This is a genomic window from Actinomycetes bacterium, from assembly GCA_022396035.1.
Taxonomy (GTDB): domain Bacteria; phylum Actinomycetota; class Humimicrobiia; order Humimicrobiales; family Humimicrobiaceae; genus Halolacustris.
Map to the genome: position 1 here is coordinate 15830 of JAIOXO010000007.1, position 24120 is coordinate 39949.

The following is a 24120-nucleotide window of genomic DNA, read 5'->3' on the forward strand; positions in this document are numbered from 1 at the left end:
TATAAGTTAATTATTGCCACAAAGGGATTAGTAATTAACTTTCCCGGCAATGTTTTTTATTTATAATTCCTGCTGTATAACCTGCGCCAAAGCCATTATCTATATTGGTCACCACTACCCCCGGGCTGCATGAATTCAGCATGGTTAGCAATGCTGATATTCCCCCCAGACTGGCTCCATAGCCCACACTGGTGGGCACCCCTATTACCGGGCAGCTTACCATGGCCCCGATTACCCCGGGAAGCGCCCCCTCCATTCCAGCCACACATACTATTACTCTGGAATCCTGGAGCTGCTGACGGTAATTTAACAATCTATGCATTCCGGCAATACCCACATCATAAATTTTTTCCACCTTGTTTCCCATAAGATAGGCAGTTATTGCTGCCTCCTCGGCCACCGGTATATCCGAGGTGCCTGCGCAAACCACAGTAATACCTGAACATAATTCCTGCCCATCGGCTACCGGGGTATATATAATTTTTGCCTCCGGGTTAAAACTTATATCCGGCATCTTTTGTTTCAGTTTCAGGTAAGCCCGGTGGCTGGTCCTGGTTACCAGCAGTAATCCTGAATATTTATTTATCTTCTCCGCTATTTTTAGAAGTTGCTCATCGGTTTTATTCTGGCCAAAAATTACTTCAGGAAAATCCCTCCTGATACTGCGGTGATGATCAATTTTGGCAAAGCCGAGGTCTTCAAAGTAAATATCCTTTATTCTGGATAAAGCCTCACCTTTATCCAGCTGGCCGCTCCTGTATTCTTCAAGTAGTTTTTCCAAGATGTTGTTTATCTGTTGGTTCATTTTAGAAAAAAATAAAGTGCATATCTAAACTTAATTTATAACACATATGCACTTTATTTAATAATTAATTTTTTTTAAAAATGGAATAATTTTCCTGAAAGATCCACCACCAATACCGCTGTTTCTATGGAAACCACACTAATAAGTTTAATCAAAATGTTCATAGATGGTCCCGCGGTGTCCTTAAGGGGATCACCCACTGTGTCTCCTACTACCGAAGCAGCATGTTCGAGTGTACCGCTGTTACCCTCCTCTTCTATTTTCTTTTTGGCATTATCCATGGCTCCTCCGGCATTGGACATGAAAATAGCCTGGGCGAACCCGGACAGCAGGGTACCGATAATCAGGGCCACTACTCCTCCCGGGCCCAGAACTATGCCTACCACCACCGGTATGGTAAAAATAAGAATACCGGGAGCAATAATGCCCCTCTGTGCTGCCCTGGTAACTATGGTGATGAAAGCTTTTGGATCCCCTTTTCCTTCTCCAGCCATAATCTTTTTAATCTGTTTTCGGGCTTCAATGACCACCTTGTTGGCTGCCCTGCTTACTGCCCCTATAAGCATGGAGGTAAACAGGAAAGGCATGATAACCCCTATAAACAGGCCGGCAAGTATCTTGGGGTCCCTCATAAAGTCCAGCACCACTTTTACATCTAGAAGCTCTATTTTGGAAAAATAAGCCTGTCCCAGAGCCAGAGCGGTTATAGCCGCGCTGCCGATCAACAGGCCCTTGCCTATGGCCGCAGTGGTATTTCCAACTGCATCCAGCTTATCGGTAGTTTTTCTAACCTGGGGAGGAAGCTCGGCCATCTCAGCAATGCCTCCAGCATTATCAGCAATAGGCCCGTATACATCTATGGCTATTACAAATGGAGAAGTAGAAAGCATGGCTACGGCAGCCACCGCTACTCCATACAGGCCCATCTGGTAATTCATGGCACCACCGGAAACAAAGAAGCTGACCAACATAATCGCTATTACCGTAAGCGCCGGAAGAATAGTTGATTCCATGCCGTAAGCCAGGCCGTTTACCACCAGAGTGGCAGGTCCGCTGTTGGCGCTATCTACAATATTGCGGGTAGGCCTGTACCTGGCATCGGTGTAAAGCAGGGTAAACAGCCCGATAAGAAAACCGGCTAAAAGCCCTCCTATGGAAGCATAGAAAAGAAAATTATACTCTGGCCCCATCAAAAACCTTACTATAAAAAAGGTAATGGCCATAATTATTACAACCGTTACCAGTATTCCCGACAGAGTGGTTCCGGTAAGCATGCTAACCGTTGATGTTTCCCTGTGCCGGCTTACTATATACTTGATAATAAATATGGCAATAATGGAAGCAACAGCCCCTGCGGTTGCTATAATCATGGGAAGCATTATGCTGTTTAAAATAAGGGGAGAATCCTTAAAAGCTAGAAAGCCCAGAAACTCGGCAGCAATAATTGAACCAACCCAGGATTCCAGTGCATCTGCCTTCATTCCACCCACATCTCCTACATTGTCCCCAACATTGTCAGCTATGGTAGCAGGATTACGGTAATCATCTTCCTTTAATCCTGACTCTACCTTGCCTACATAATCTGCCCCCATGTCTGCAGCCTTGGTAAATATTCCTCCGCCGGTTCTCATAAAAAAGGCCGCAAAACTGGCACCAATGGTAAAGGTTACAAGTATATTTACCACATTATCCAGAGTCATTGTCTGGCCTGAACCAGACCGGCCATACCACCAGTAAAGGATATTGAACCAGAAAGCAGTATCAAAAAGAGCCACTGTAGCCAGCAGCATACCTGATGCAGAAGCAGCAGTAAAAGCAATATTCATAGCATGGCCCAGCCCCTTTTCCTGAGCCGCATGAGTAACCCTGGAGTTGGCAGTGGTAGAAATCCACATACCGATATAGCCAATTAAAAGGCTAAAACCCATTCCGGTAGCAAAAGCAGGTATGGAAGCAAACTGCAGGTAGCCAAACTTAACCATTATTCCCAGTAAAGCAGTAATCACCACAAAAAAAATGGAAATAATTTTAAGTTGCTGATTGAGGTAGGCCCTGCTGCCTGTAAAAATAGCATCAGAGATTTCTCTCATTCTTTGGTTTCCCCTGCTCTGCCTGCTAACCAATCTGGCAAATACTACCGCCAGCACCAAAGAGATAAGTGATCCGATAAAAGGTAGAATCCTAATAAATAACACCAATACCTCCTGAAATAAAGCAATAATTAATTTGAATAGCCCACAAACTGGCAATAATTGTATAAAAAACTTCTCGAATAATCAATTTTTTTTGGTTATTTTAGAATTGCTCCTTCGGAAGCCGAACCAACATGGCGCCTGTAAAAATCAAGATAGCCGGTAAACGATTGGGGGACCGGTGGCTTATATTTTTTCCTCCTGCGGTCAATCTCATCCTCCGACAGACTCACTTCCACCTTGCCTCCTGCAACATCAACTATTATCTCATCTCCGTCTTGGATAATTGCAATAGGGCCTCCTGAAGCTGCCTCCGGACTTATATGTCCCACAAAACAGCCATTGTTGGAACCAGAGAACCTACCATCTGTAACCAGAGCAACTTCTTTACCCAGCCCCTGCCCATCCAGAAGCTTAAGGGTTTTCCACATCTCTGGCATACCGGGGGAACCCTTGGGCCCTTCATACCTTATAACCACCACCTGGCCGCCTTCAATTCCTCCTGCTTCAACTATCGAATTTGCCTCTGCCTCGCTGTCAAACACCCTGGCTTTTCCTTTAAAATAATGAAGCCGGGGATCAATAGCCGAAGGCCTGCAAATAGCGCCCTGGGGAGCCAGATTGCCCTTAAGGGCTTTTATGCCGCCAAATTTTCCATGAGGGTGGCCTATTTCTGCAATCACCTTACCGGTTTTAATACTGGCTCCAGCTATGTTTTCAGCCACGCTTTTTCCGCTGACAGTAACTGCATCCAGATTCAGGTATTCTTTTAACTGATTCATAACCGCAGGCACACCTCCATCTTTATAGAACTCCACCACGCTGTATTTTCCTGCCGGTATCATTCTGGCTATATAGGGTACCTCCTGGCTTATTCTGCTGAAGTCATCGATGCTGAAATCAATACCGGCATCATGGGCAATTGCCAGTAGATGCAGGACAGAATTGGTAGAACCTCCAATTGCAGAATTAAGCATAACCGCATTTTCCAGTGACTTGCGGTTAATAATATCTGTGGAGGTTATAGATTCCCTGACCAGTTCCATTATCTGCTGCCCTGTCTCCATGGCTACCTGAAGCCTCTGAGCATTTACAGCCGGTATCATGGCGCTGCCTGGCAGGGAAAGACCCAGAGCTTCAGATATACAGCACATAGTGTTGGCTGTTCCCAGCATAGAACAGGAGCCATGGGTAGGCTGGGCTTCATTTTCTATCTGGGTAAATTCCCGGCTGGATATCAGGTTCTTCTTCATCTTCTCTGCATACATTACCAGCGCAGAGCCATCAATTTCCGTACCGCCATAGGGATTTTCCTTAGAGATTATACCGGGCATCATGGGCCCGCTGTTTACCAGCATAACCGGTATATCCAATCTGGCTGCAGCCATTAGCATACCCGGAACAATTTTGTCACAGGAACCCAGCAATACCACCCCATCCAGGTGATGGGCTTCAACCATGGTTTCAATGCTGGCCGCGATTACTTCCCTGGTGGGAAGTATGTATTTCATGCCCCTGCCTGCCTGGGCTATGCCGTCACAGGCAGCAATAGTGCCAAATTCCACCGGGGTCCCCCCTCCGACTCTTATGCCCTCCTTGACCTTTCCGGCAATTGCATTGAGCCCAAAATGGCCTGTACATATATTATTATAAGAATTGGCCACAGCTATTATGGGCTTTTTAAGATCATTGTCGGTAAAACCCATGGATTTATACAGGGATCTTTTTATGGAGTTTTCAGGACCGCTCAAGATATGCTTGCTTCTCCAAAACATATACATTCCTCTAATAATTAAATAAAATTATTATACTAATAAAACTATTTCATGTTCTGAGTTTTTTCTACATGCATCAAACCGTAAATTATACTGTCCTCCAGAGCCTCCCAGCTGGCCTCTATTATGTTCATAGACACTCCTATGGTGCCCCATGTAGTTTCGCCGTCAGTGGACTCGATAAGTACCCTGACCATAGCTGCTGTACCCTTCTTCTCATTCAGTACCCTTACCTTAAAGTCGCTGAGTTCTATATTTTCAATTTGAGGGTAACAATTAATTATAGCTTTTCTTAAAGCCTTATCCAAAGCATTTACCGGACCATTCCCTTCCGCGGTCTCAATAATGCGGTTGCCTTCAATATATACCTTTACCGTGGCTTCAGACAACATTTCCCCATCAGCTCTTTTTTCATTTAATACCCTGAAGCTCTCCAGGCTGAAAAACTTCTTTTTAATCCCTGCCACATCCCTTACCAGCAGCTCAAAACTTCCGTCAGCAGCTTCAAACTGATAACCTTTATGCTCCAGGTTCTGAACCCGGTTGAGTATTTCAGAAACTTTTTCCAGATCATTTTCCAGATTTACACCAAATTCATTGGCTTTAAGTATTATTGATTTCTTGCCAGAAATCTCAGAGATAAGGATACGCCTGGTATTACCTACCATCTCTGGCTCTATATGTTCAAAGGCTTTTGAAATCTTGCTAACCCCGCTTACATGCATGCCCCCCTTATGGGCAAACGCGCTCTGACCCACAAAAGGCTGGTGATTATTATGGGCCTGGTTGGCTATTTCGCTAACAAACCTGGACAGGCTGGTTATGTGTTTGAGGCTGTCATCCTTTAAGCATTTCTTTCCCAGCTTTATTTCCAGATTTGGAATAATCTGGCACAGATCAGCATTCCCGCACCGCTCTCCATAACCATTAATAGTGCCCTGCACCATCCTTACTCTATCCACCATATCTATGGCATAAACACTGTTGGCTACCGCGCATCCACTGTCATTATGGAAATGTACCCCCAGAGGAACGCTGGTTTTCTCTGCAGTTTTCTTAACTATTTCCAGTGAATTCCGGGGCAGGAAACCACCATTGGTATCACATAAGACCAGAAAATCAGCACCGGCTTTCTGTGCAGCCTCCAGCGTTTCCAATGCATATCCGGGATTTTTTCTGTAACCGTCAAAAAAATGTTCGGCATCAAATATAACTTCGGAAAAATATTCCTTTAAAAATTTTATGGAATCATAGATCATCTCCAGATTGTTTTCCAGGGAAGTTTCAATAACCTTTTCCACATGCAATGAAGAAGATTTGCCAAAAATACAGACCGTATCTGTATTGGCTTCAACCAGAAGCCTCAGGTTCTTATCATCCTGAGCCTTCGAATCCTTGTATCTGGTCCTCCCAAAAGCCACGATTTTGGAATAATCATATTTTCTTTTCTTAAGCTGTCCGAATAATTCTTCATCTTTGGGATTGGAAGCAGGAAAACCCACCTCAACATAATCAATACCAATCTGGTCCAGCTTATCTATGATTAACAGCTTATCCCTTACCGATAATGATACGTCTGCGCTCTGGGTACCATCCCTTAAGGTGGTATCAAAGGTATAAACCTTGTTTTCCAGCATTATTTTCTCCCCTCAAATACTTTTCTTTATCTGTGAAATAATTAATTGGCCCATGCGTGAGGTCCCTACCAGCTCTTTACCTTCCTGGTAAATTTCACTGGTTCTGTACCCTTGATCCAGTACATGGCCTACAGCTTTTTCAATCAGGCTATAAATATCATCCCGCCTGAAAGTATATTTAAGCATCAATGCCACCGACAATATTGCCGCAATGGGGTTGGCTTTATCCTCCCCGGTTATATCCGGCGCGCTTCCGTGGATAGGCTCATACATGCCCATCATATCCTGTCTTAGAGAAGCAGAAGGAAGCAGTCCTATGGACCCGGATATCATGGCCGCTTCGTCACTCAGGATATCACCAAACATATTGGAAGCCAGGACTACGTCAAACTGCCCGGGATCCCTTATAAGCTGCATGGTGGCATTATCCACATACAGATGGTTCAGTTCCACATCGGGATACCCGGAACCAATATCAATCACTATTTCTCTCCACAATCTGGAGCTCTCCAGGATATTTGCCTTATCTATGGAAGTGACCTTTTTCCTTCTCTGCCTGGCAAATTCAAAAGCAAGCCTGGTAATCCTTTCAATCTCATAATCTGCATAAAGCATGGTATCAAAAGCCTGGATATGCCCTTCTTCTTCTATCCGGTTACGGGGTCCAAAATAAATGCCTCCGGTAAGTTCCCTTACCACCAGTATATCCACATGTTCCAATAACTGCGGCTTTAAAGCCGAAGCCGATACCAGAGAATTAAAGATCTTTACAGGCCTTAAATTGGCATAGAGGCCCATCCCTTTTCTCAGGGCCAGCAAAGCATCCTCGGGCCGGGGTTTGCCGGGATCGGTTGACTCCCACCTGGGTCCGCCCACTGCGCCCAGCAGGACTGCATCCGCCTGCTTACATTTTTCTAACACTCCATCGGTTACCGGTTCACCGGATTCATCAATACTGGCTCCGCCTGCCAGGCCATACTCATAATCCAGGTTTAAATTAAACTTATCATTTATAAGGTCCAGGACCGCTACCGCTTCCCTGACAATATCCGGTCCTATGCCGTCGCCCGGCAAAATAATTATCCTGCTCATATACTATTCCTGACTGCCCAACTGTTTTTTTACAAAATTTATGTAGCCTCCGCTTTCAATTACTCTCTGTATGAATTCTGGAAGCGGTTTTATGTTATAAGTTTTATTCTGGGTTAAATTATTAATAATGCCCTGGCTTAAATCTACATCTAATTCATCTCCATCTTTAATCTGGCCGGCTGCTTCCCTGCTCTGTATAACCGGTAAACCTATATTTATAGCATTCCTGAAAAAAATCCTGGCAAAGGAGGCGGCAATTACCAGTTTAACCCCGCTGCCCTTAATAGCCAGCGGTGCATGTTCGCGTGAAGAGCCGCAACCAAAGTTCTGGCCGGCCACTACTATCTTTTTGCTTTTCAGCTTGGCCTCAAAATCCTCATCCAGATCTTCAAAGCAATGTGCGGCCAGCTCATCGGGGTCACTGGTATTAAGATATCTGGCTGGTATTATTACATCAGTATCAACATTATGGCCATACTTTAAAGCCTTATCCCTGATAATCATAGAACCTCCTCGGGAGTAGAAATTTTTCCAGTTACCGCGGAAGCAGCTGCAACCGCAGGACCACATAAATAAACTTCGCTCTGGGGATGGCCCATCCTGCCCACAAAATTTCTATTGGTGGTAGATAAAGCCCTTTCCCCTTCTGCCAGTATTCCCATATGTCCTCCCAGACAGGGACCGCAGGTAGGGGTACTTACCACGCATCCCGCCTCAACAAAGGTCTCCAGGTAACCTTTGCGCATAGCTTCCAGATAAATATTCTGGGTAGCCGGTATAATGATTACCCTTAAGCCTTTTTTCACTTTCCTGCCTTCAAGTATCCTGGCTGATATTTCAAGGTCTTCAATGCGTCCATTGGTACAGGAACCAATAACCACCTGGTCAATATCTGTACCTTCAAGCTGGCTGGCAGGTTTGGCATTTGAAGGCAAATGAGGGGTGGCCACCTGCAGATCAATCTTTGAACAGTCTATGCTGTAAGTCTTGTAATAATGAACATCGCTATCGCTTCTATAAACATGGTAGGGTCTTTTAGCCCGCTGTTTTAAATACTGCTCTGTGGTTTGGTCAGCCTGGATAATGCCGAATTTACCGCCGGCTTCTATAGCCATGTTGGACATAGTAAACCGGGAGTCCATTGACATCTGCTCTATAACCGGGCCCCTGAATTCCATGGACCGGTATAAGGCTCCTTCTACCCCTATCAGTCCAATAGTATAAAGTATTAAATCCTTGCCGGTTACCCATGGATTAAGCTGGCCCGAATATATAAAATTCATGCTTTCTGGAACCCTGAACCACAATTTTCCGGTAGCCATTGCCACTGCCAGGTCAGTACTTCCCACCCCGGTGGCTGCTGCCCCCAGAGCTCCATAGGTACAGGTATGGGAATCCGCGCCCACTATAAGATCCCCCGCCACCACCAGGCCCTGCTCCGGCAACAGGGCATGTTCTATGCCCATCTTACCTACTTCAAAATAATTATTTACACCCAGATCACCGGCAAAACCTCTTACCATTTTACACTGCTGGGCTGATTTTATATCCTTGTTGGGAGTAAAATGATCAGGCACTATAATCACCCGGTCCGGATCAAATACTTCCGTTTTTCCTATCTTTTTAAATTCTTTTATAGCCAGGGGCATTGTAATATCATTGCCCAGCACTATATCCACACGGGCATCTACTATTTCGCCCTCACTCACAAAATCCCTGCCGCAATGTGCTGCCAGAATTTTCTGGGCCATGGTTTGCGGTTTCTCCTGTGGCAACTTATCCTCCTTTATTCAATGCTTTCTTTTATTCTGTTCATAGCATCAACATAAGCTTTAATACTGGCCTCAATTATATCCGTACTTATGCCGCTGCCCATTACTTCTGTACCTTCAGAACTTACTATAATCTTTACTGAACCAATGGCATCCTTGCCTTCTGAAACTGCTTCAATATTATAATCAACCAGCTGGGTATTAAGACCTACGATGTCATCAATAGCTTTAAATGAGGCATCAATAGGGCCGTCGCCCCAGGCTGCGGACTGCTGAAGCTTATCTTCTATGGTTATGCCTATAGTGGCAGTAGCCCTTACACTGGTTCCGCTTATAACCTGATAGTAATTAAGTTTAAAATACTCCGAAACTTCCCTGGTCTCATCTTCAACTATAGCTTTAAGGTCCTTATCATTGATCTGGCCCTTCCTGTCTGCCAGGCTTTTGAACCTGCTGAAAGCCCTCTCTATGTCTTCTTCGCTGAGTTTTAAGCCCAGCTCATTGAGCTTGTTTACAAAGGCATGCCTGCCTGAATGTTTGCCCAGTACCAGCTTGGAGGACTTAACTCCAATATCCTCCGGTTTTATAATCTCGTAAGTGGTTCTTTCCTTAAGCATACCATCCTGATGGATTCCAGCCTCATGCATAAATGCATTCTTGCCCACAATTGCCTTATTGGGAGCCACCACATAACCGGTAAGGTAACGGACCAGACTGCTGGTACGCATAATCTCGGAAGTATTTATATCGGTATAGACATCCAGATCTTTTTTTCTGGTATCTATAATCATGGCCATCTCTTCCAGGGATGCATTTCCAGCCCTTTCACCTATACCATTAACTGCACATTCCACCTGCCCGGCCCCCTTTTCAATGGCCATTATCGAGTTGGCCACCGCCAATCCCAGATCATCATGACAGTGAACACTGATTATTACATCTTCTATCCCCTTAACATTTTGTTTGAGATGCTCAATCAATCTAGAGAATTCATCAGGCAGAGCGTATCCAACCGTATCCGGTACATTTATTATTGTAGCCCCGCTGGCAATAGCAGCCTCATACAGCCTGCAAAGAAAGTCCCAGTCACTCCTGGTAGCATCCATGGCCGAAAATTCAACTATATCGGTATATTTTCTGGACCTTTTAACTGCTTCTGCAGCCATCTCCAGAGCCTGTTCCCTGGTTTTTTTAAACTGGTATTTCAGATGGATATCCGAAGAAGAGACAAAGGTATGTATAACCGGCTGCTTTGCAGGCTTAAGAGCCTGACCGGCAGCATCTATATCTTTAATAATCGCCCTGGCCAGGGCGGCTACGGCCTTTTCCTTAACCTTTTTGGATACTTCCTGCACCGCCTCAAAATCCCCCACCGAGGATATGGGAAAACCGGCCTCTATTATATCCACATTCAATTTTTCCAGCTGCTGGGCTATCTCCAGCTTTTCCTTAACATTTAAATGTATGCCTGGAGCCTGTTCTCCATCTCTTAAAGTTGTATCGAATATATATATTTTTCTTGCCATATAATACCTGCCTGAGCCCTAAGTAAGATTTACAATTCTTATGTTTTCAAAACCAGATATCTTCTTAAACCGTTCCAGCATTTCTGGACTGACCTCTGCGTCCAGGTTGAGCCCCATCACTGCATTTCCGCTTTTTTTCTTCCTGCCTACATGCATAGCCGCAATATTTACTCCCAGCTGACCAAATGCAGAACCAATTTTTCCAATCTGTCCCGGAACATCCTTGTACCTTATAAAAGCCATATAGTCTGAGGGAACCATATCCAGCTCAAACTCATCCACCCTAATAAACCTTGGCTTATTCTTCTTGCCGGTTATGGTGCCGGAAATTGACAGCTTGCCGTTCTTTCCTTCACCCTCCAGGGTTATAAGGTTTATAAAATCACTGGACTGACTGGTCTTTACCTCCTCCACCTTTAATCCATTTTCTTTTGCAATAAGGCCGGCATTAACCATATTAACCTCCCGGACAGAATACTTGTTTAATATCTGTACCATTATCCTGGACTTGAGAAGGCTGGTGTCATAATCAGCAACCTTGCCGCTGAATATAATTTTTATAGACTCCAGGTTTCCTTCAAAAAGGCTGCTGAATAGAATCCCCATATCATCACATAGTTCAAAATAAGGAGATAAAGCCTCCATAACCTCTTTAGCCACCGAAGGAGCATTGACCGGGAAGGCAGGGTTGCCTCCGTTTAATACCGATATAACCTGATCTGCAATGATGCTTCCTGCTCTGTCCTGTGCCTCTTTGGTGGAAGCTCCCAGGTGCGGAGTGCATACCACCCGGTCCAGTTCAAATAATGGTGAATCGGTGCAGGGCTCTTTCTCGTAAACATCCACTGCAGCAGCCGCTATCTGTTCATCCTTTATGGCTTGGGCTAAATCCGCTTCCACTACTATGCCTCCCCGGGCTACATTTAAAATAATAGTGCCTTTTTTCATCTTATTGAATTCCTCTGCCCCAAACATACCCAGGGTATCCTTGTTCTTGGGAAGATGTATGGTTATAAAATCAGCCACCTTATAAATATCTTCCAGGGTATCTGCTTTCTTTATGCCCAGCTGCTTGAATCTGTCTTCAGATACAAACGGATCAAAGGCAATTACTTCCATGCCCAGGCCCATAGCCTTCTTGGCTACCAACCCTCCGATCTGCCCAAAGCCTACAATACCCAGGGCTTTGCCTTCTATTTCCATACCCTTGAATTTAGACTTTTCCCATTTGCCGCTTTTAAGTGAGATATCGGCTAAAGGTATTTTCCTGGCCACTGCCAGCAGAAGACCTATAGTATGCTCGGCAACAGTAACCGCATTACTGGTAGGAGCATTTACTACCACAATTCCTTTTTTGGTAGCTGCATCCAGGTCTACATTATCCACACCGATTCCTGCCCTGCCGATTATCTCCATACTATCTGCTTTCTCTATAACATCGGCAGGTAGTTTGGTGGCGCTTCTGATTATGATAGCATTATAATCACCGATTACCTTTTTAAGTTCATCAGGACTTATGCCTTTTTTATCATCTACCGTAAAGTGCTTTTCCAAATCCTGTTTAGGTTTGGGGGAAATTCCATCTGTTATTAATACCTTTTTTTTCATAGCTATTCTCTTTCCTGTTTCTAAAAATAATTATTTTCATAGAATACTTTCTGGGCGGCAGCCACACCGGAACCTATCTCCAAATCATACCCAAGCTCGGCCAGTGCCAACTCCAGAGCTGAAATAGCAGTAAGGGTGTCAAACATACCGAACCAACCCAGGTGGCCGATTCTGAATATCTTGCCTTTCATCTTTCCCTGACCACCAGCAATGGTTACTCCATACTTGGTCCTCATTACAGTAGTCAACTTTTTTCCATCAACATCTTCTGGAACCATAACCGCAGTTACTGAGTCCCCCCGGTTTTCCGGTTTGCTTACAAACAGCTCCAGTCCCAGCTCTTCTACTGCAGTCCGGGTAGCCATAGCCAGTACATGATGCCTCACAAAAACCTTTTCCAGGCCCTCTTCCAGCAACATATCCAGGGCTTTGTTCATGGCCACTATGATAGAAATTCCCGGGGTCCAGGGAGTCTGTGGAGGAGTCCTTCTGGCTGCTTCCCTGGCATTAAGCAGATTAAAATAAAAACGGGGAGTGGTTGATTTTTCTATCAACTCCCAGGCTTTCTGGCTGACACTGATAAAAGCGCCGCCGGTGGGAGCACTCAGCGCCTTCTGGGAACCCCCTATAACCATATCCAGGCCCCATTTATCTGCCTCCAGGTCAGATGCCCCCAAACCACTTATGGCATCCACTATGCTTATGGCGTCATATTCTTTTACTATTTTGGCAATAGCTTCTGCGTCATTTAATACTCCGGTAGAGGTCTCGCTAAACTGAAACATAACCCCTTTTATACCCTTATCATTTTCCAGGGCTTTTCGTACATCTTCCGGATCTATGGCCTCTCCCCATTCATAATCAATAGATACTAAATCCAGGCCATACATCTTGCTTAATTTTTTAAATCTCTCCCCGAAGTTACCAACACTGGCAACCAGTACCTTATCACCGGCGGAAAATGCATTGGCTACTGCAGCTTCCATAGCCCCGGTACCTGAAGAGGTAAGAAAAAAAACATCGTTTTCGGTCTTTAAAAGTTTCTTCAGTTTATCAGTTACCTGGGTAAATATTTCAGAAAACTCAGGAGACCGGTGATGCATGAGCGGTCTGGCATGCTCCAGCAGAACATCTTCAGATATGGGTGTAGGTCCTGGAGTCATTATATATTTTTTAATCATTTTACCTCCTCGGTTATTATTTATTGATAGAGATTAAATCTTCCTGCTTCCCCTGCTGCAGGCAATTTTGCCCGTGCGGGTCAACTCCAGAATTCCATAAGGCTCCAGCAGCTCCTTGAGAGCATTAACTTTACTGGAAGTACCGGTTATCTCTATAAGTAAAGATTTCTTGGCTACATCCACGATATTTGCCCTGAAAATATTTACTATTTCCAGTATCTCGGCACGATTCCTGGCATCAGTAGCCACCTTAATTAATACCAGCTCCCTCTCTACAATATTATTAGGATCCAGCTCCTGTATCTTTAGTACATTAATCAATTTATACAGCTGCTTTATCACCTGCTCTATACCCTGCTTATCCGCATGCACGGTAATAGTTACTCTGGATACCCGGTCATCTTCGGTGGGGCCAACCGCCAGGCTGTCAATATTGAACCCCCTTCTGCTGAAAAGCCCTGAAATTTTGGCCAAGACTCCAGCCTTGTTTTCTACTAATACTGAAATTATATGATTCATATATACCACCTGCTTAATATTTCCATTCTAGCATTTCATTTATGGGAGCTCCCGGGGCTACCATGGGATAAACATTTTCTTCAGCTTCAATCCAGAAATCAACCAGAACCACTTTATCCAGATTTACCGCTTCCTTGATAGCTTTCTCCACCTGGTTCTTGTCGGTAACTCTTATCCCTACCCCACCATAGGCCTCAATCAATTTAACAAAATCAACACACTCCCGTATACAGGTATGTGAATACCGTTTATTGAAAAACAATTCCTGCCACTGTCTCACCATTCCCAGATATCCATTATTTAGAAGCATTATCTTTATGGGAATATTATTACTAACCGCAGTTGCCAGTTCTTGTGAAACCATCTGCAGGCTCCCGTCACCGGCAATATCTATTACTGTTTTATCCGGCCGACCTGTTTTAGCCCCTATGGCTGATGGCAAACCAAACCCCATTGTCCCCAGACCGCCGGATGAAACAAAGGTTCTGGGTTTGGTATAATTGTAAAACTGGGCCGCCCACATCTGATTTTGCCCCACTTCAGTACAGATAATGGCTTCGCCCTTGGTAACCTCATAAATCTTTTCTACAATATAGGCAGGCTTTAAATTTGGTGAATCCTTATCATACATCAGAGGGTATTTCTGCTTAAGATCCATTAAAAAGTCAATCCAGAGCTTCTTCCTGTCCATACTTTTTTTATTATCCAGTTCAAAAAATCTCTGGCTTAAATCCGCCAGCACATCTTTAGCATTACCAACAATAGGTATGATGGTGTTTACTATTTTGCCTATCTCCGCCGGATCAATATCTATGTGTATTATATCCGCATGGGGAGCAAATCCAGCCACCTTGCCGGTAACCCGGTCATCAAACCTGGCCCCTACAGCAATTATGAGGTCAGTTTCAGTAAAAGCTATATTGGCATACTTGGTGCCATGCATACCGGCCATATTCAAAGAAAGCGGGTTATGCTCGGGAAAAGAACCTATACCCAGCAATGAAGTTATTACCGGGATTTTAGCCTTGCCGGCAAACTCAGTAAGGATCTGGCTGGCCCCGGAAGAGATCACTCCTCCCCCGGAAAAGATAACCGGTTTCTTGCTTTCAAATATCTTTTTAGCCGCCTGTTTGATCTGTTTCTGGTTTCCCTTGTAAGTAGGCTTGTAACCGGGCAGGTCTATCTCTGCTGTAATATTTTCATCTACCATTGCCTGGGATATGTCAACCGGTATATCTATCAATACCGGGCCCTGCCGTCCGGTGGAAGCAATATAGAAAGCCTCCTTGATTATGGATGGCAGCATCTTAACATCCTTAACCAGGTAATTATGTTTGGTTATGGGTGCAGTTATACCGGTAATATCAGCTTCCTGAAAAGCATCAGTTCCTATCTCCGAAGTAGAAACCTGGCCGGTTATAGCTACCATGGGTATCGAATCCATATAGGCATTGGCAATACCGGTAACCAGGTTGGTAGCTCCTGGCCCCGAAGTGGATACACATACCCCGGTTTTGCCGGTAACCCGGGCATAACCATCGGCAGCATGTGCCGCACCCTGCTCGTGCCTGGCCAGTATATGCTTTATGTCTGAATCATAGAGAGCATCGTATAACGGTATTACCTTGCCGCCGGGGTAGCCGAATATTACCTCTACACCCTCTTGCTTGAGACAATTTATTATCATCTGTGCTCCAGTTATTTTACTCATATCAACTCCTAAATAATTGAGTTAGTAACAACTTTATAACAGTTTAAATGATTATATCATTTTTTGTTACAATTTCAATTAATTAAATTATCATTTACTAATTATTCCAATACAGCACCCCTATGGGCTGAAGTCACCATTTTCGAATATCTGGCCAGATAACCCTCAGTAATTTTGGGTTGCGGAGCGCTCCACTTATCCAGCCTCTGATTTATGGTTTGTTCATCCACTAACAGGTTTATGCTGTTTGCCTGTATATCTATTTCAATAATATCGCCATCTTCAACGATACAAATGGGACCCCCGGCCTGTGCTTCCGGGGAAATATGGCCAATTGATGCTCCTTTGGTAGCGCCGGAAAACCTGCCATCGGTAATTAATGCCACTTCTTTATCCAGACCTATACCTGCAATAGCAGAAGTAGGAGAAAGCATCTCCCTCATTCCAGGACCACCTTTGGGACCTTCGTATCTTATTACCACTACATCACCACTCACTACCTTATTGGCCCATATAGCCTCCATAGCCTCTTCTTCACTATTAAAAGTCCTGGCCTTTCCTTTGTGTTTCATCATGTCCGGATCCACTGCAGATTTTTTCACCACACATCCCTCTGGTGCCAGGTTGCCCCAGAGTATTGCTATCCCCCCATCTTTTGAATAAGGACTGGAAACAGGCCTTATTACATCTGTGTTTTTAATATCAGAATTTTCAACATTATCTTTAACCTTTTTACCAGTTACCGTTAACATCTCACCGTTTAAAAGACCGTTTTTATACAGCTCATTCATCACTGCCTGTATTCCTCCGGCAGCATACAGGTCTTCTATATGGTACTGGCCAGCAGGACTGAGCCTGCACAGATTAGGAGTGCCCTTGCTTATCTGATTTACCAGCTCCAGAGAAAAATCAACCTTGGCTTCATGAGCTATAGCCGGAAGATGAAGTACAGTATTAGTAGAGCAACCCAGTGCCATATCTACAGTCAGGGCATTTTTAACTGTTTCAATATTAACTATATCCCTGGGCTTGATATCTTTTTCCACCATCTCCACCACCTTAAAACCTGCCTGCTTGGCCAGTCTTATCCTCTTGGCCAGGACCGCAGGGATGGTTCCATTACCGGGTAAAGCAAGACCAATAGCTTCTGAAAGACAATTCATGGAATTGGCAGTAAACATCCCCGAACAGCTTCCGCAGGTAGGACAGGCTTCTTCCTCCAGCTCATACAAATCCTGATCGCTGTATTGACCCTTCTTATATTTTCCTACTGCTTCAAAACAATTGGAAAGATCTATGGACTTAGATCCAAGACTTCCTGCCAGCATGGGGCCTCCGCTAATCAGTACCGAAGGAATATTCAGCCTTAAGGCAGCCATTAGCATGCCGGGAACAATTTTATCACAATTGGGTATAAGCACCAGGCCGTCAAAAGGGTGGGCCATAGCAGTAGCCTCTACACTATCCGCTATAATTTCCCTGGTAGCCAGGGAATACTTCATGCCGCTATGATTCATGGCAATTCCATCACAAACCCCGATAGTACTGAATTCGAGGGGTGTAGCCCCTGCCGTCCTTATTCCTGCCTTCACTGCTTCCGCAATCTTGTCCAGGTTAATATGGCCGGGTACCAGTTCATTCACTGAATTAACTACCCCTATAATTGGCCGTGATAATTCTTCATCGGTTAGCCCGGTGGCTTTTAACAATGAACGGTGGGACATTCTCTCTATGCCCTTTTTCATATCATCACTTCTCAATTTTCCTCCTCAAATTTTATGTATTTTTTAATATATCTAAATGAAATAATACAAATAGGTAAACCTCCGAAAAAAATAGGATTGAATAGCAAAGTAACTACCGGCAACCCTAAAGGTTTAGGATAGAATACCGACTAGTAATAGAAAGACTAAAGAAATAATGGCAACACAAAACACGCTGCTATCACACCAAATAGTAGCAAAACAGCTGTTCAATTTTCCTGCTATTGCCTTATTATCCATAATTCATAAAAGGAAATATAATTAGCCAATTATACTATCATAATTGTATTATTATAACAATAAAAATTAAATAAAAAAGGGCTGGTTTTCACCAGCCCTTTAATTTCAACCAGTACTTTATTCTATTTTCTGGCCACAATTATCACAGAATTTCTGATCTTGGCCTACTTCTTTTCCGCATGAAGGACAGAATCTTGCTGCCGGTTTGGTCTCTTTTTTAACTTCTGGCTCAGGTTGAGCTGCTGCCGGAGGAGTTTTCCTCTTTCTTAAAACTACCACTACAATAATAATAACTGCAATTATTATCAGCAAAGGAATAACTATAGCCAGTACTATAAGGGTTACTCCCAGAGCAACCGAGCCTGTATCTTCACCCTCAGCTGCTTCTTCCCCTACCGGGCCAGCTTCAGCCTCAGCGCCTTCTTCTTCCTGGGCCAACTCTTCGGCTACCGGACTTTCCCCTTCTGCTACCGCTTCAGCTTCTTCTTCAGTAGCAGCCAACGGCTCCGTTTCTTCTGCCAGGGGAACATCTTCACCGCGATCTATTGCTGCCTGACTGTTAGCCTTATACTCCTGAGCCTGCAAATGACCCTGGCTGGAATTAAGAACCGCATCAAAATATTTCATGGCCTCAGAATAATGAGACTGCCTGTACATGGCCAGGCCCTTGTCAAAATTATCATCAACCATTCCCAGCTTATTCTCTACACCATTACGGCTGAGCAAATCTTTTACATCATTGGACGGCCTTAAATAATTAATATTCTCAGAGCTTCCCATGGTAAGTATGCCAATTACCTCACCATTTTCATTCAATACTGGTCCCCCGCTGTTTCCAGGGGCAGCCGTACCGTCTACCTGAAGCACCTCGGTACCCTCCAGCATTTTCCTGGCGCTAATCATACCAGAAGTAACCGTAGGAGTCATTACGGATTCCCAGCTTATGTCTGCATTCCAGGGATAACCAATTATGGTGAGAGGATCCTGTATTTCTACCATGGAGGAATCACCAATAATAACACTGGATAAAGCCCTGCCGGTAACCGGCTGTATCTTTAAAATGGCTATATCTCTCTGGTCCCAGGGGCTGTAATCAATTATTTCTGCCCTTATATAGGTGGTATCAGGATTATCCGGCAACCCGGCAGTAGCAGTATTAAACTGCACCCACACTTCATGGTCAGGTTCTGGGGTATTCTGGCCTTCCACCTTGTAATTGTCATAAATCCAGTTCCAGTCAGCATCGGTCAGATCATAATAATCATCAGGATAGGTGTCAAAAATATAGGCATCCAATATCGACCATTTGATATTTACATAATCATCCTGGATAACATGGGCAGCAGTAACAATATGGCCGGTATCAGGATTAACCCCAAAACCGGTACCTCCCAGCGGACCGTACATATACTCCACAGACCAATCCTCAAAATTGGGATCATAAACGTACCCGTAATACATGGTGGTTACATAACAGATACTGGGCTGGGTCAGTATCAACTTGTCTTTAGCAGTAAACTCATAATCTGTAGCATCCTGTGCATATAGTGCCGAAGACAAACCCAGTGCCAGCATCAGGACAAAAACGAAAACGAAACCCCTTAATATTTTTTTAGCCATTTTTTTCTCCTATTTAGATTCCCATAATTTAATTATATATTTTTACCCTTTGATGTCAATAAATTATTATAAATATTATTAATATTTATATCAATACTTTTTTAAAAGTGTTGATACTTTCCGGGGAATCCAGCACTTCAAACTCCAAATGGTAATTTACCCTCTGGCCTGGTTGTATGAATTTCAAGGTTCCCTCCTGCCTTTCAATTGCCCTTCCCCTCACAAAACTATTTGCAGGTTCCAGACCGCATACGTATTCGCCATTACCCATCATTTTCCACTGCACCAGATGGGGCAGGCTGTCTTTATTAAACTTAACCGCGATACCCAGTCCCCTGCCGCTGTTAAACTGTGGGTTCACCAGAGCTATATTACTGTAGCCCTGGCGGTCAGCATTTATGTCATGGAAAAAAACCTGCTCTTTGTAACCATCTACTGGTTTACTAAACCGGTTATAGCTGTCAGTACCCTGCTTTGCCTGTTCATCCCTGGGCCATACCTTTGCTTTTCCTTCCAGAAGTTCTGTGACTTCATCAATTATGGGATAACCAATATTGATATGGTAAAGTACCATCAGGGGTGAAGTATCGCTGCCAATATTTTCCACGCTGTCTTCCAGAGTAATCTTAGGAGAATCCATCCATACAGTTATTTTTCTGCTCAGTTCAAGCTTGTCTCCAAAAACGCTAGCCTCTCTTACCTTCCCCTGTACAGTCATCCGGTAATTATCTCCTACCCATTCACCGTCAGCGCAGACACTATAGGCTGGAAGGTTTGATATACGCCCATGCTGACCTAATTTTTGACCCTGGTCCACACAGGGAGAACCCATATAGGTTAAACCGCAGGTGGTAACCAGACCCCCGAAGAAAGTCCTTAACCATTCCAGATCCCTGCTCTCATAAAATGCAGGGGAGGTTTCTCTTACCACTGAACGCCAGCTTACCGGAATGGACCGGTAAGAAAGCGAGGATATATCCAGTCCCCGGTCAGCCAGCACAGTCATATCAATACCGCTAACCGTCTTAATATCTATGCCTCTTACCCCCTTTTGCTGACCTTCAGAAAATTGGTAACACTTAATTCCGCCCAGCTGAGTGATGTCGCCTATCCTCCGGGTAACTTCACTTTTGGTTAACTCTTCACCAAAGAGCTCCATAAAACACCTCCGTATTTATTCCAATATCCTATGATAATAATCAATATATTCAGGAACAATTTTATTACAATCAAAATCCATAGCCCTTTTTCTGGCTGCCAGGGCCATCTTATCCTTAAGCTTTTGCTCAGATAATATATTTATGGCCGCTTCAGACATCCCCTTAATGTCTTCAGGATTAAAAACCAGCCCGCAGCCATAACCTTCCACCACCTCTTTAAGCCCTCCAATCGATGTCCCTATTACCGGGACCCCGCAGCTTAAAGCCTCCAGGCTGGCCAGACCAAAGCTCTCACTTAAGGAAGGCTGTAGAAATAAATCAGCCATACTCAGCAAAGACACTATATTATCCTGCCTGCCCATAAAATATACACTGTCTTTTAATCCCAGCTGCTTAACCAGTTGCCTGCAGTTTCCCGCTTCCGGACCATCTCCCACCATTATCAATTTACCAGGCACCTTTTTTCTTACCTGGCTGAATATACGAATTACATTGTCCACCCTTTTTACCGGCCTGAAGTTGGAAACATGCATCAGCACCCGGTCATTTTGGCCTATAAAATCCATTTTTGCCGCTTTTCCTCTCTTATACAGAGAAGTATCCACAAAATTATAGATTACCTTCATAGGCTTACTTACTTTAAATATGCTGTCAGTAGCCTCCCTCAAATAATTGGAAACACAGCTTATTCCGTCACTCTGCTCTATGCTGAATTTGGTTATTCCATAAAAAGAGGCATGATTGCCTACAATAGTTATGTCCGTACCGTGAAGGGTAGTAATAAATTTTAATCTCCTATTGGATATCTGCTTGGCCAGGTAAGCTGAAGCCGCATGAGGAATAGCATAATGCACATGGAGTATATCCAGATGTTCAGAATCAATTACTTCCGCCATCTTGGCACTCAGGGAAAGGCTGTAGGGAGGATACTTGAACAGCGGATACTCCAGGATTTCCACTTCATGAAAAAATATATTTTCATAGTAACTGTTCAGCCTGAAGGGCAGCCCATAACTTATAAAATGAACTATATGACCCCTTTTAGCCAGCTCAATTCCCAGCTCAGTAGCTACTGCCCCGCTGCCGCCATAGGTAGGATAACATGTAATTCCTATTTTCATGCTTATATATGAATATAGTTAAAAAAGTTCAAGGGATCGTCAATCTTAATATTATATTCTGTATAATACGGCTCGCCATACCCGGCAGCTATTTTTAAGCCATGGTACTTGTTCCTGGTATTTAGAACCTCCATAAAATATTTTGAAGACAGCCTGGTTTCGGATTGTTTCTGGTAATCACTGTAAAGCTGGGACCGGTAACTGGTTACTGCTTCCATCTTGGTTTTAAAATAATGGGTTATATCTACTATAAAGCTGGGCTCAAACTCATAATGCATCATATAGTTTATAACCACCCGTGGGCGGTAAGCGGGTAACGATGTCCTAAATTTTGCCAGCCCGGATATAAATATGCTGTCTTTTAATAATTGATAGGCATGTTCGTGGTCCGGATGTCGGTCTTTATGATAGGGGGTTATGACCAGGCGTGGTCTGCAGGCTCTTAACAGGTCCACTACTTTGGTACGGCTGGGAGTGTCATTGACTATATGGCCATCCTCCAGACCAAGGTTTTCCCTGATATCCAGTTTCAATATTTCTGCTGCCTGTTCTGATTCCCTGGCCCTGATTTTCAGATTTCCATTGGTGGAAAGCTCACCATGGGTAAGATCTGCAATGCCTGTCTTAAAACCGGCAGCCTTCATCTTGAGCAATAACCCTCCACAGCCCATTTCAGCATCATCAGGATGAGCCCCAAAAGCCAGTACACCTATGTCCATATTACTCCACCTCTATCATCTTATGACCAAAATCAAAACATCTGAATTCATTATAGATTTCATCTATTAACCTGAAATCATATTTGTTTATATAACTAATAACGCTTATCTCTCTTTCCTGCATATTACCATGGGGCAACAGGTTTAATTTTATCTTCTCTACTGCTTTTTTAATATGCTGGTTCTGTTTCTTGTATTGTGAGTACAGCTTATGACCAAGGACGGTAGTTTCACGGTCTATGTTTCTTTTAATTCTATCAAAAGTTGAAGAAATATTCATCAGGCTTTCAGACAATGCTTTTTCAGCTTCTTCTATATTTTCTGTTATTTTGCTGTTCAGGTCTTGAACTGCCCGGTTTATATCTACATCCATGTGCCTTTTTAACACCTGTTTCTCTATAAATCCCAGCTCTTCCCATATATACCGGTAATCAATCCCATATTTTTCCAGACTCTTGTTTACTCTCTTCTCTATCAGAGTAGCCGAAAAACGGGGGTAGATTACCGGCATTTGCACCCCGTAGAGCTTATAAACTGGCCCCAGCTGGGCAAAATAACTTATCTCACCCGGGCCGCAAACCGTTGCCACTACCGGAAACAGGCTATCCTGAATTATGGGCCTGAGCACTACATTAAAACTAAGGTCAGACATGCAGCCGGCAAATTTTTCCTTAATCTGACCGGCACTAAAAATTTGGCCTTCCCACCTGTATTGCCGGCCATCAGTCTTAATTTTTTCTCTGTTACCATCCCGGGTTACAAAAAAATTAAGGTAATTCCCCCTGTTTTTCAGCTGGGCATGGTACCCGCCATCCTTAAGTCTTATGCCTGCGTCATCTATCAGCTCCCCTGCTTTTATACCTAAATCAATATCTTTTTCAATCAAGTCTGATGACAGCTGTTTTATTTCCTCCATTGCCGGATCAATTATCACCAGGCCCCATCTGGAAAACAGCTTTAACATAAAAGAAGAAAATGTTTTGGAAAAACTGATTTTTCCGTTCTGCTCTGCACAGCTCAAGGACTCCCCTATAAAATCAACCAAGCTCTGTTTAAAATCAGTAGGTATAAGGTTTCTATCCAGCTGGTCTATAATCTCATCAATCTGGTCCTGGTTTAAGCCGAGGTCTGAGTACCTGATATTTTCCGGCAGTCTCTTTATGCTTATATTCTTCAGATTGCGGCCTATTAAATTTATATGATCTACCTGGGATATGTTGCTGTCATCTGAAGCATTCCAGAAACAGGGTATAACTTCCACTCCAAGCTCCTGTTTCAGACAAGCAGCCAGCTTGATAACGGTTATAGCTTTATAAATCATAAACAGGGGCCCGCCCAAAAAAACCGGTTGTTGTCCCCCAATCACCATCAGTGAATTCTCTTTGGAAAGCTTGCCTATATTTTTTAAGGTTTTCTGGCCGGCCCCCAACTCACCATTATATTTTTTTAGGGCTCCAGCCAGCCTTTTTCTGTACCCCCGGTTATAATTTTTTAAAACCTGTCCGGCCCGTTCATGATAGCTGGCCGGTGAGCGGTAATCATAATGGTAGAAATCCTTGAGATGCCCGAAATTAAAAAGATAGTCATAAAACAGCTGGTTATAGTAGAAACGCTTATCCTTTATAATGAAGTTATTTAAATTGGCCACTCTTTTACAAATTATTTAAAAATTATAATAT

The 24120-nt window shown here is 43.8% G+C and carries 18 protein-coding genes; all 18 read right to left on the bottom strand.

Going from position 1 to position 24120, the window contains the following annotated elements; all coding sequences use genetic code 11:
- Positions 1 to 34 precede the first annotated feature (34 nt).
- Positions 35 to 805, bottom strand: a complete 771-nt coding sequence (gene larB / locus K9H14_03600) for a nickel pincer cofactor biosynthesis protein LarB (protein ID MCG9479276.1) — start codon at positions 803 to 805, stop codon at positions 35 to 37.
- 74 nt (positions 806 to 879) lie between these two features.
- On the bottom strand, positions 880 to 3000 hold the full coding sequence (locus K9H14_03605; GenBank protein MCG9479277.1) for a sodium-translocating pyrophosphatase: 2121 nt from the start codon (positions 2998 to 3000) through the stop codon (positions 880 to 882).
- A gap of 95 nt (positions 3001 to 3095) precedes the next feature.
- The gene (ilvD, locus tag K9H14_03610; GenBank protein ID MCG9479278.1) at positions 3096 to 4772 is read right to left on the bottom strand and encodes a dihydroxy-acid dehydratase; all 1677 of its coding nucleotides are present in this window, start codon (positions 4770 to 4772) and stop codon (positions 3096 to 3098) included.
- Positions 4773 to 4816: 44 nt separating this feature from the next.
- Entirely contained in the window at positions 4817 to 6409 is a 1593-nt protein-coding gene (cimA, locus tag K9H14_03615) for a citramalate synthase (protein ID MCG9479279.1), read from the bottom strand.
- A 12-nt stretch (positions 6410 to 6421) separates the two neighbouring features.
- A complete protein-coding gene (gene leuB, locus K9H14_03620) occupies positions 6422 to 7501 on the bottom strand; it encodes a 3-isopropylmalate dehydrogenase (GenBank protein MCG9479280.1) in 1080 nt (359 codons plus the stop codon).
- Between the two features lie 3 nt (positions 7502 to 7504).
- Positions 7505 to 8005 (bottom strand): 3-isopropylmalate dehydratase small subunit, encoded by a 501-nt coding sequence (gene leuD / locus K9H14_03625; GenBank protein ID MCG9479281.1) that lies wholly within the window; start codon positions 8003 to 8005, stop codon positions 7505 to 7507.
- On the bottom strand, positions 8002 to 9252 hold the full coding sequence (gene leuC / locus K9H14_03630) for a 3-isopropylmalate dehydratase large subunit (protein ID MCG9479282.1): 1251 nt from the start codon (positions 9250 to 9252) through the stop codon (positions 8002 to 8004). Before leuC ends, leuD begins: the two co-directional genes overlap by 4 nt.
- A 35-nt stretch (positions 9253 to 9287) precedes the next feature.
- Positions 9288 to 10799 (bottom strand): 2-isopropylmalate synthase, encoded by a 1512-nt coding sequence (locus K9H14_03635; GenBank protein ID MCG9479283.1) that lies wholly within the window; start codon positions 10797 to 10799, stop codon positions 9288 to 9290.
- Between the two features lie 18 nt (positions 10800 to 10817).
- The gene (gene serA, locus K9H14_03640; GenBank protein MCG9479284.1) at positions 10818 to 12407 is read right to left on the bottom strand and encodes a phosphoglycerate dehydrogenase; all 1590 of its coding nucleotides are present in this window, start codon (positions 12405 to 12407) and stop codon (positions 10818 to 10820) included.
- Positions 12408 to 12427: 20 nt separating this feature from the next.
- On the bottom strand, positions 12428 to 13588 hold the full coding sequence (locus K9H14_03645) for an alanine--glyoxylate aminotransferase family protein (GenBank protein MCG9479285.1): 1161 nt from the start codon (positions 13586 to 13588) through the stop codon (positions 12428 to 12430).
- Positions 13589 to 13621: 33 nt separating this feature from the next.
- Complete coding sequence (gene ilvN / locus K9H14_03650; GenBank protein MCG9479286.1) at positions 13622 to 14107, bottom strand: acetolactate synthase small subunit; 486 nt, start codon at positions 14105 to 14107, stop codon at positions 13622 to 13624.
- Between the two features lie 13 nt (positions 14108 to 14120).
- The gene (gene ilvB, locus K9H14_03655) at positions 14121 to 15818 is read right to left on the bottom strand and encodes a biosynthetic-type acetolactate synthase large subunit (protein MCG9479287.1); all 1698 of its coding nucleotides are present in this window, start codon (positions 15816 to 15818) and stop codon (positions 14121 to 14123) included.
- A gap of 101 nt (positions 15819 to 15919) precedes the next feature.
- Positions 15920 to 17578: a dihydroxy-acid dehydratase gene (ilvD, locus tag K9H14_03660; GenBank protein ID MCG9479288.1), complete on the bottom strand. Its 1659-nt coding sequence runs from the start codon at positions 17576 to 17578 to the stop codon at positions 15920 to 15922.
- Positions 17579 to 17938: 360 nt separating this feature from the next.
- Positions 17939 to 19441, bottom strand: coding sequence for a trypsin-like peptidase domain-containing protein (locus K9H14_03665; GenBank protein MCG9479289.1), 1503 nt, complete (start codon positions 19439 to 19441; stop codon positions 17939 to 17941).
- Between the two features lie 85 nt (positions 19442 to 19526).
- On the bottom strand, positions 19527 to 20600 hold the full coding sequence (locus K9H14_03670; GenBank protein MCG9479290.1) for an aldose 1-epimerase family protein: 1074 nt from the start codon (positions 20598 to 20600) through the stop codon (positions 19527 to 19529).
- Between the two features lie 15 nt (positions 20601 to 20615).
- Positions 20616 to 21722 (bottom strand): N-acetyl-alpha-D-glucosaminyl L-malate synthase BshA, encoded by a 1107-nt coding sequence (bshA, locus tag K9H14_03675; protein MCG9479291.1) that lies wholly within the window; start codon positions 21720 to 21722, stop codon positions 20616 to 20618.
- Positions 21723 to 21724: 2 nt separating this feature from the next.
- Positions 21725 to 22441 (bottom strand): bacillithiol biosynthesis deacetylase BshB1, encoded by a 717-nt coding sequence (gene bshB1, locus K9H14_03680; GenBank protein ID MCG9479292.1) that lies wholly within the window; start codon positions 22439 to 22441, stop codon positions 21725 to 21727.
- A 1-nt stretch (position 22442) separates the two neighbouring features.
- Positions 22443 to 24089, bottom strand: coding sequence for a bacillithiol biosynthesis cysteine-adding enzyme BshC (gene bshC, locus K9H14_03685; protein ID MCG9479293.1), 1647 nt, complete (start codon positions 24087 to 24089; stop codon positions 22443 to 22445).
- Positions 24090 to 24120: the final 31 nt, after the last annotated feature.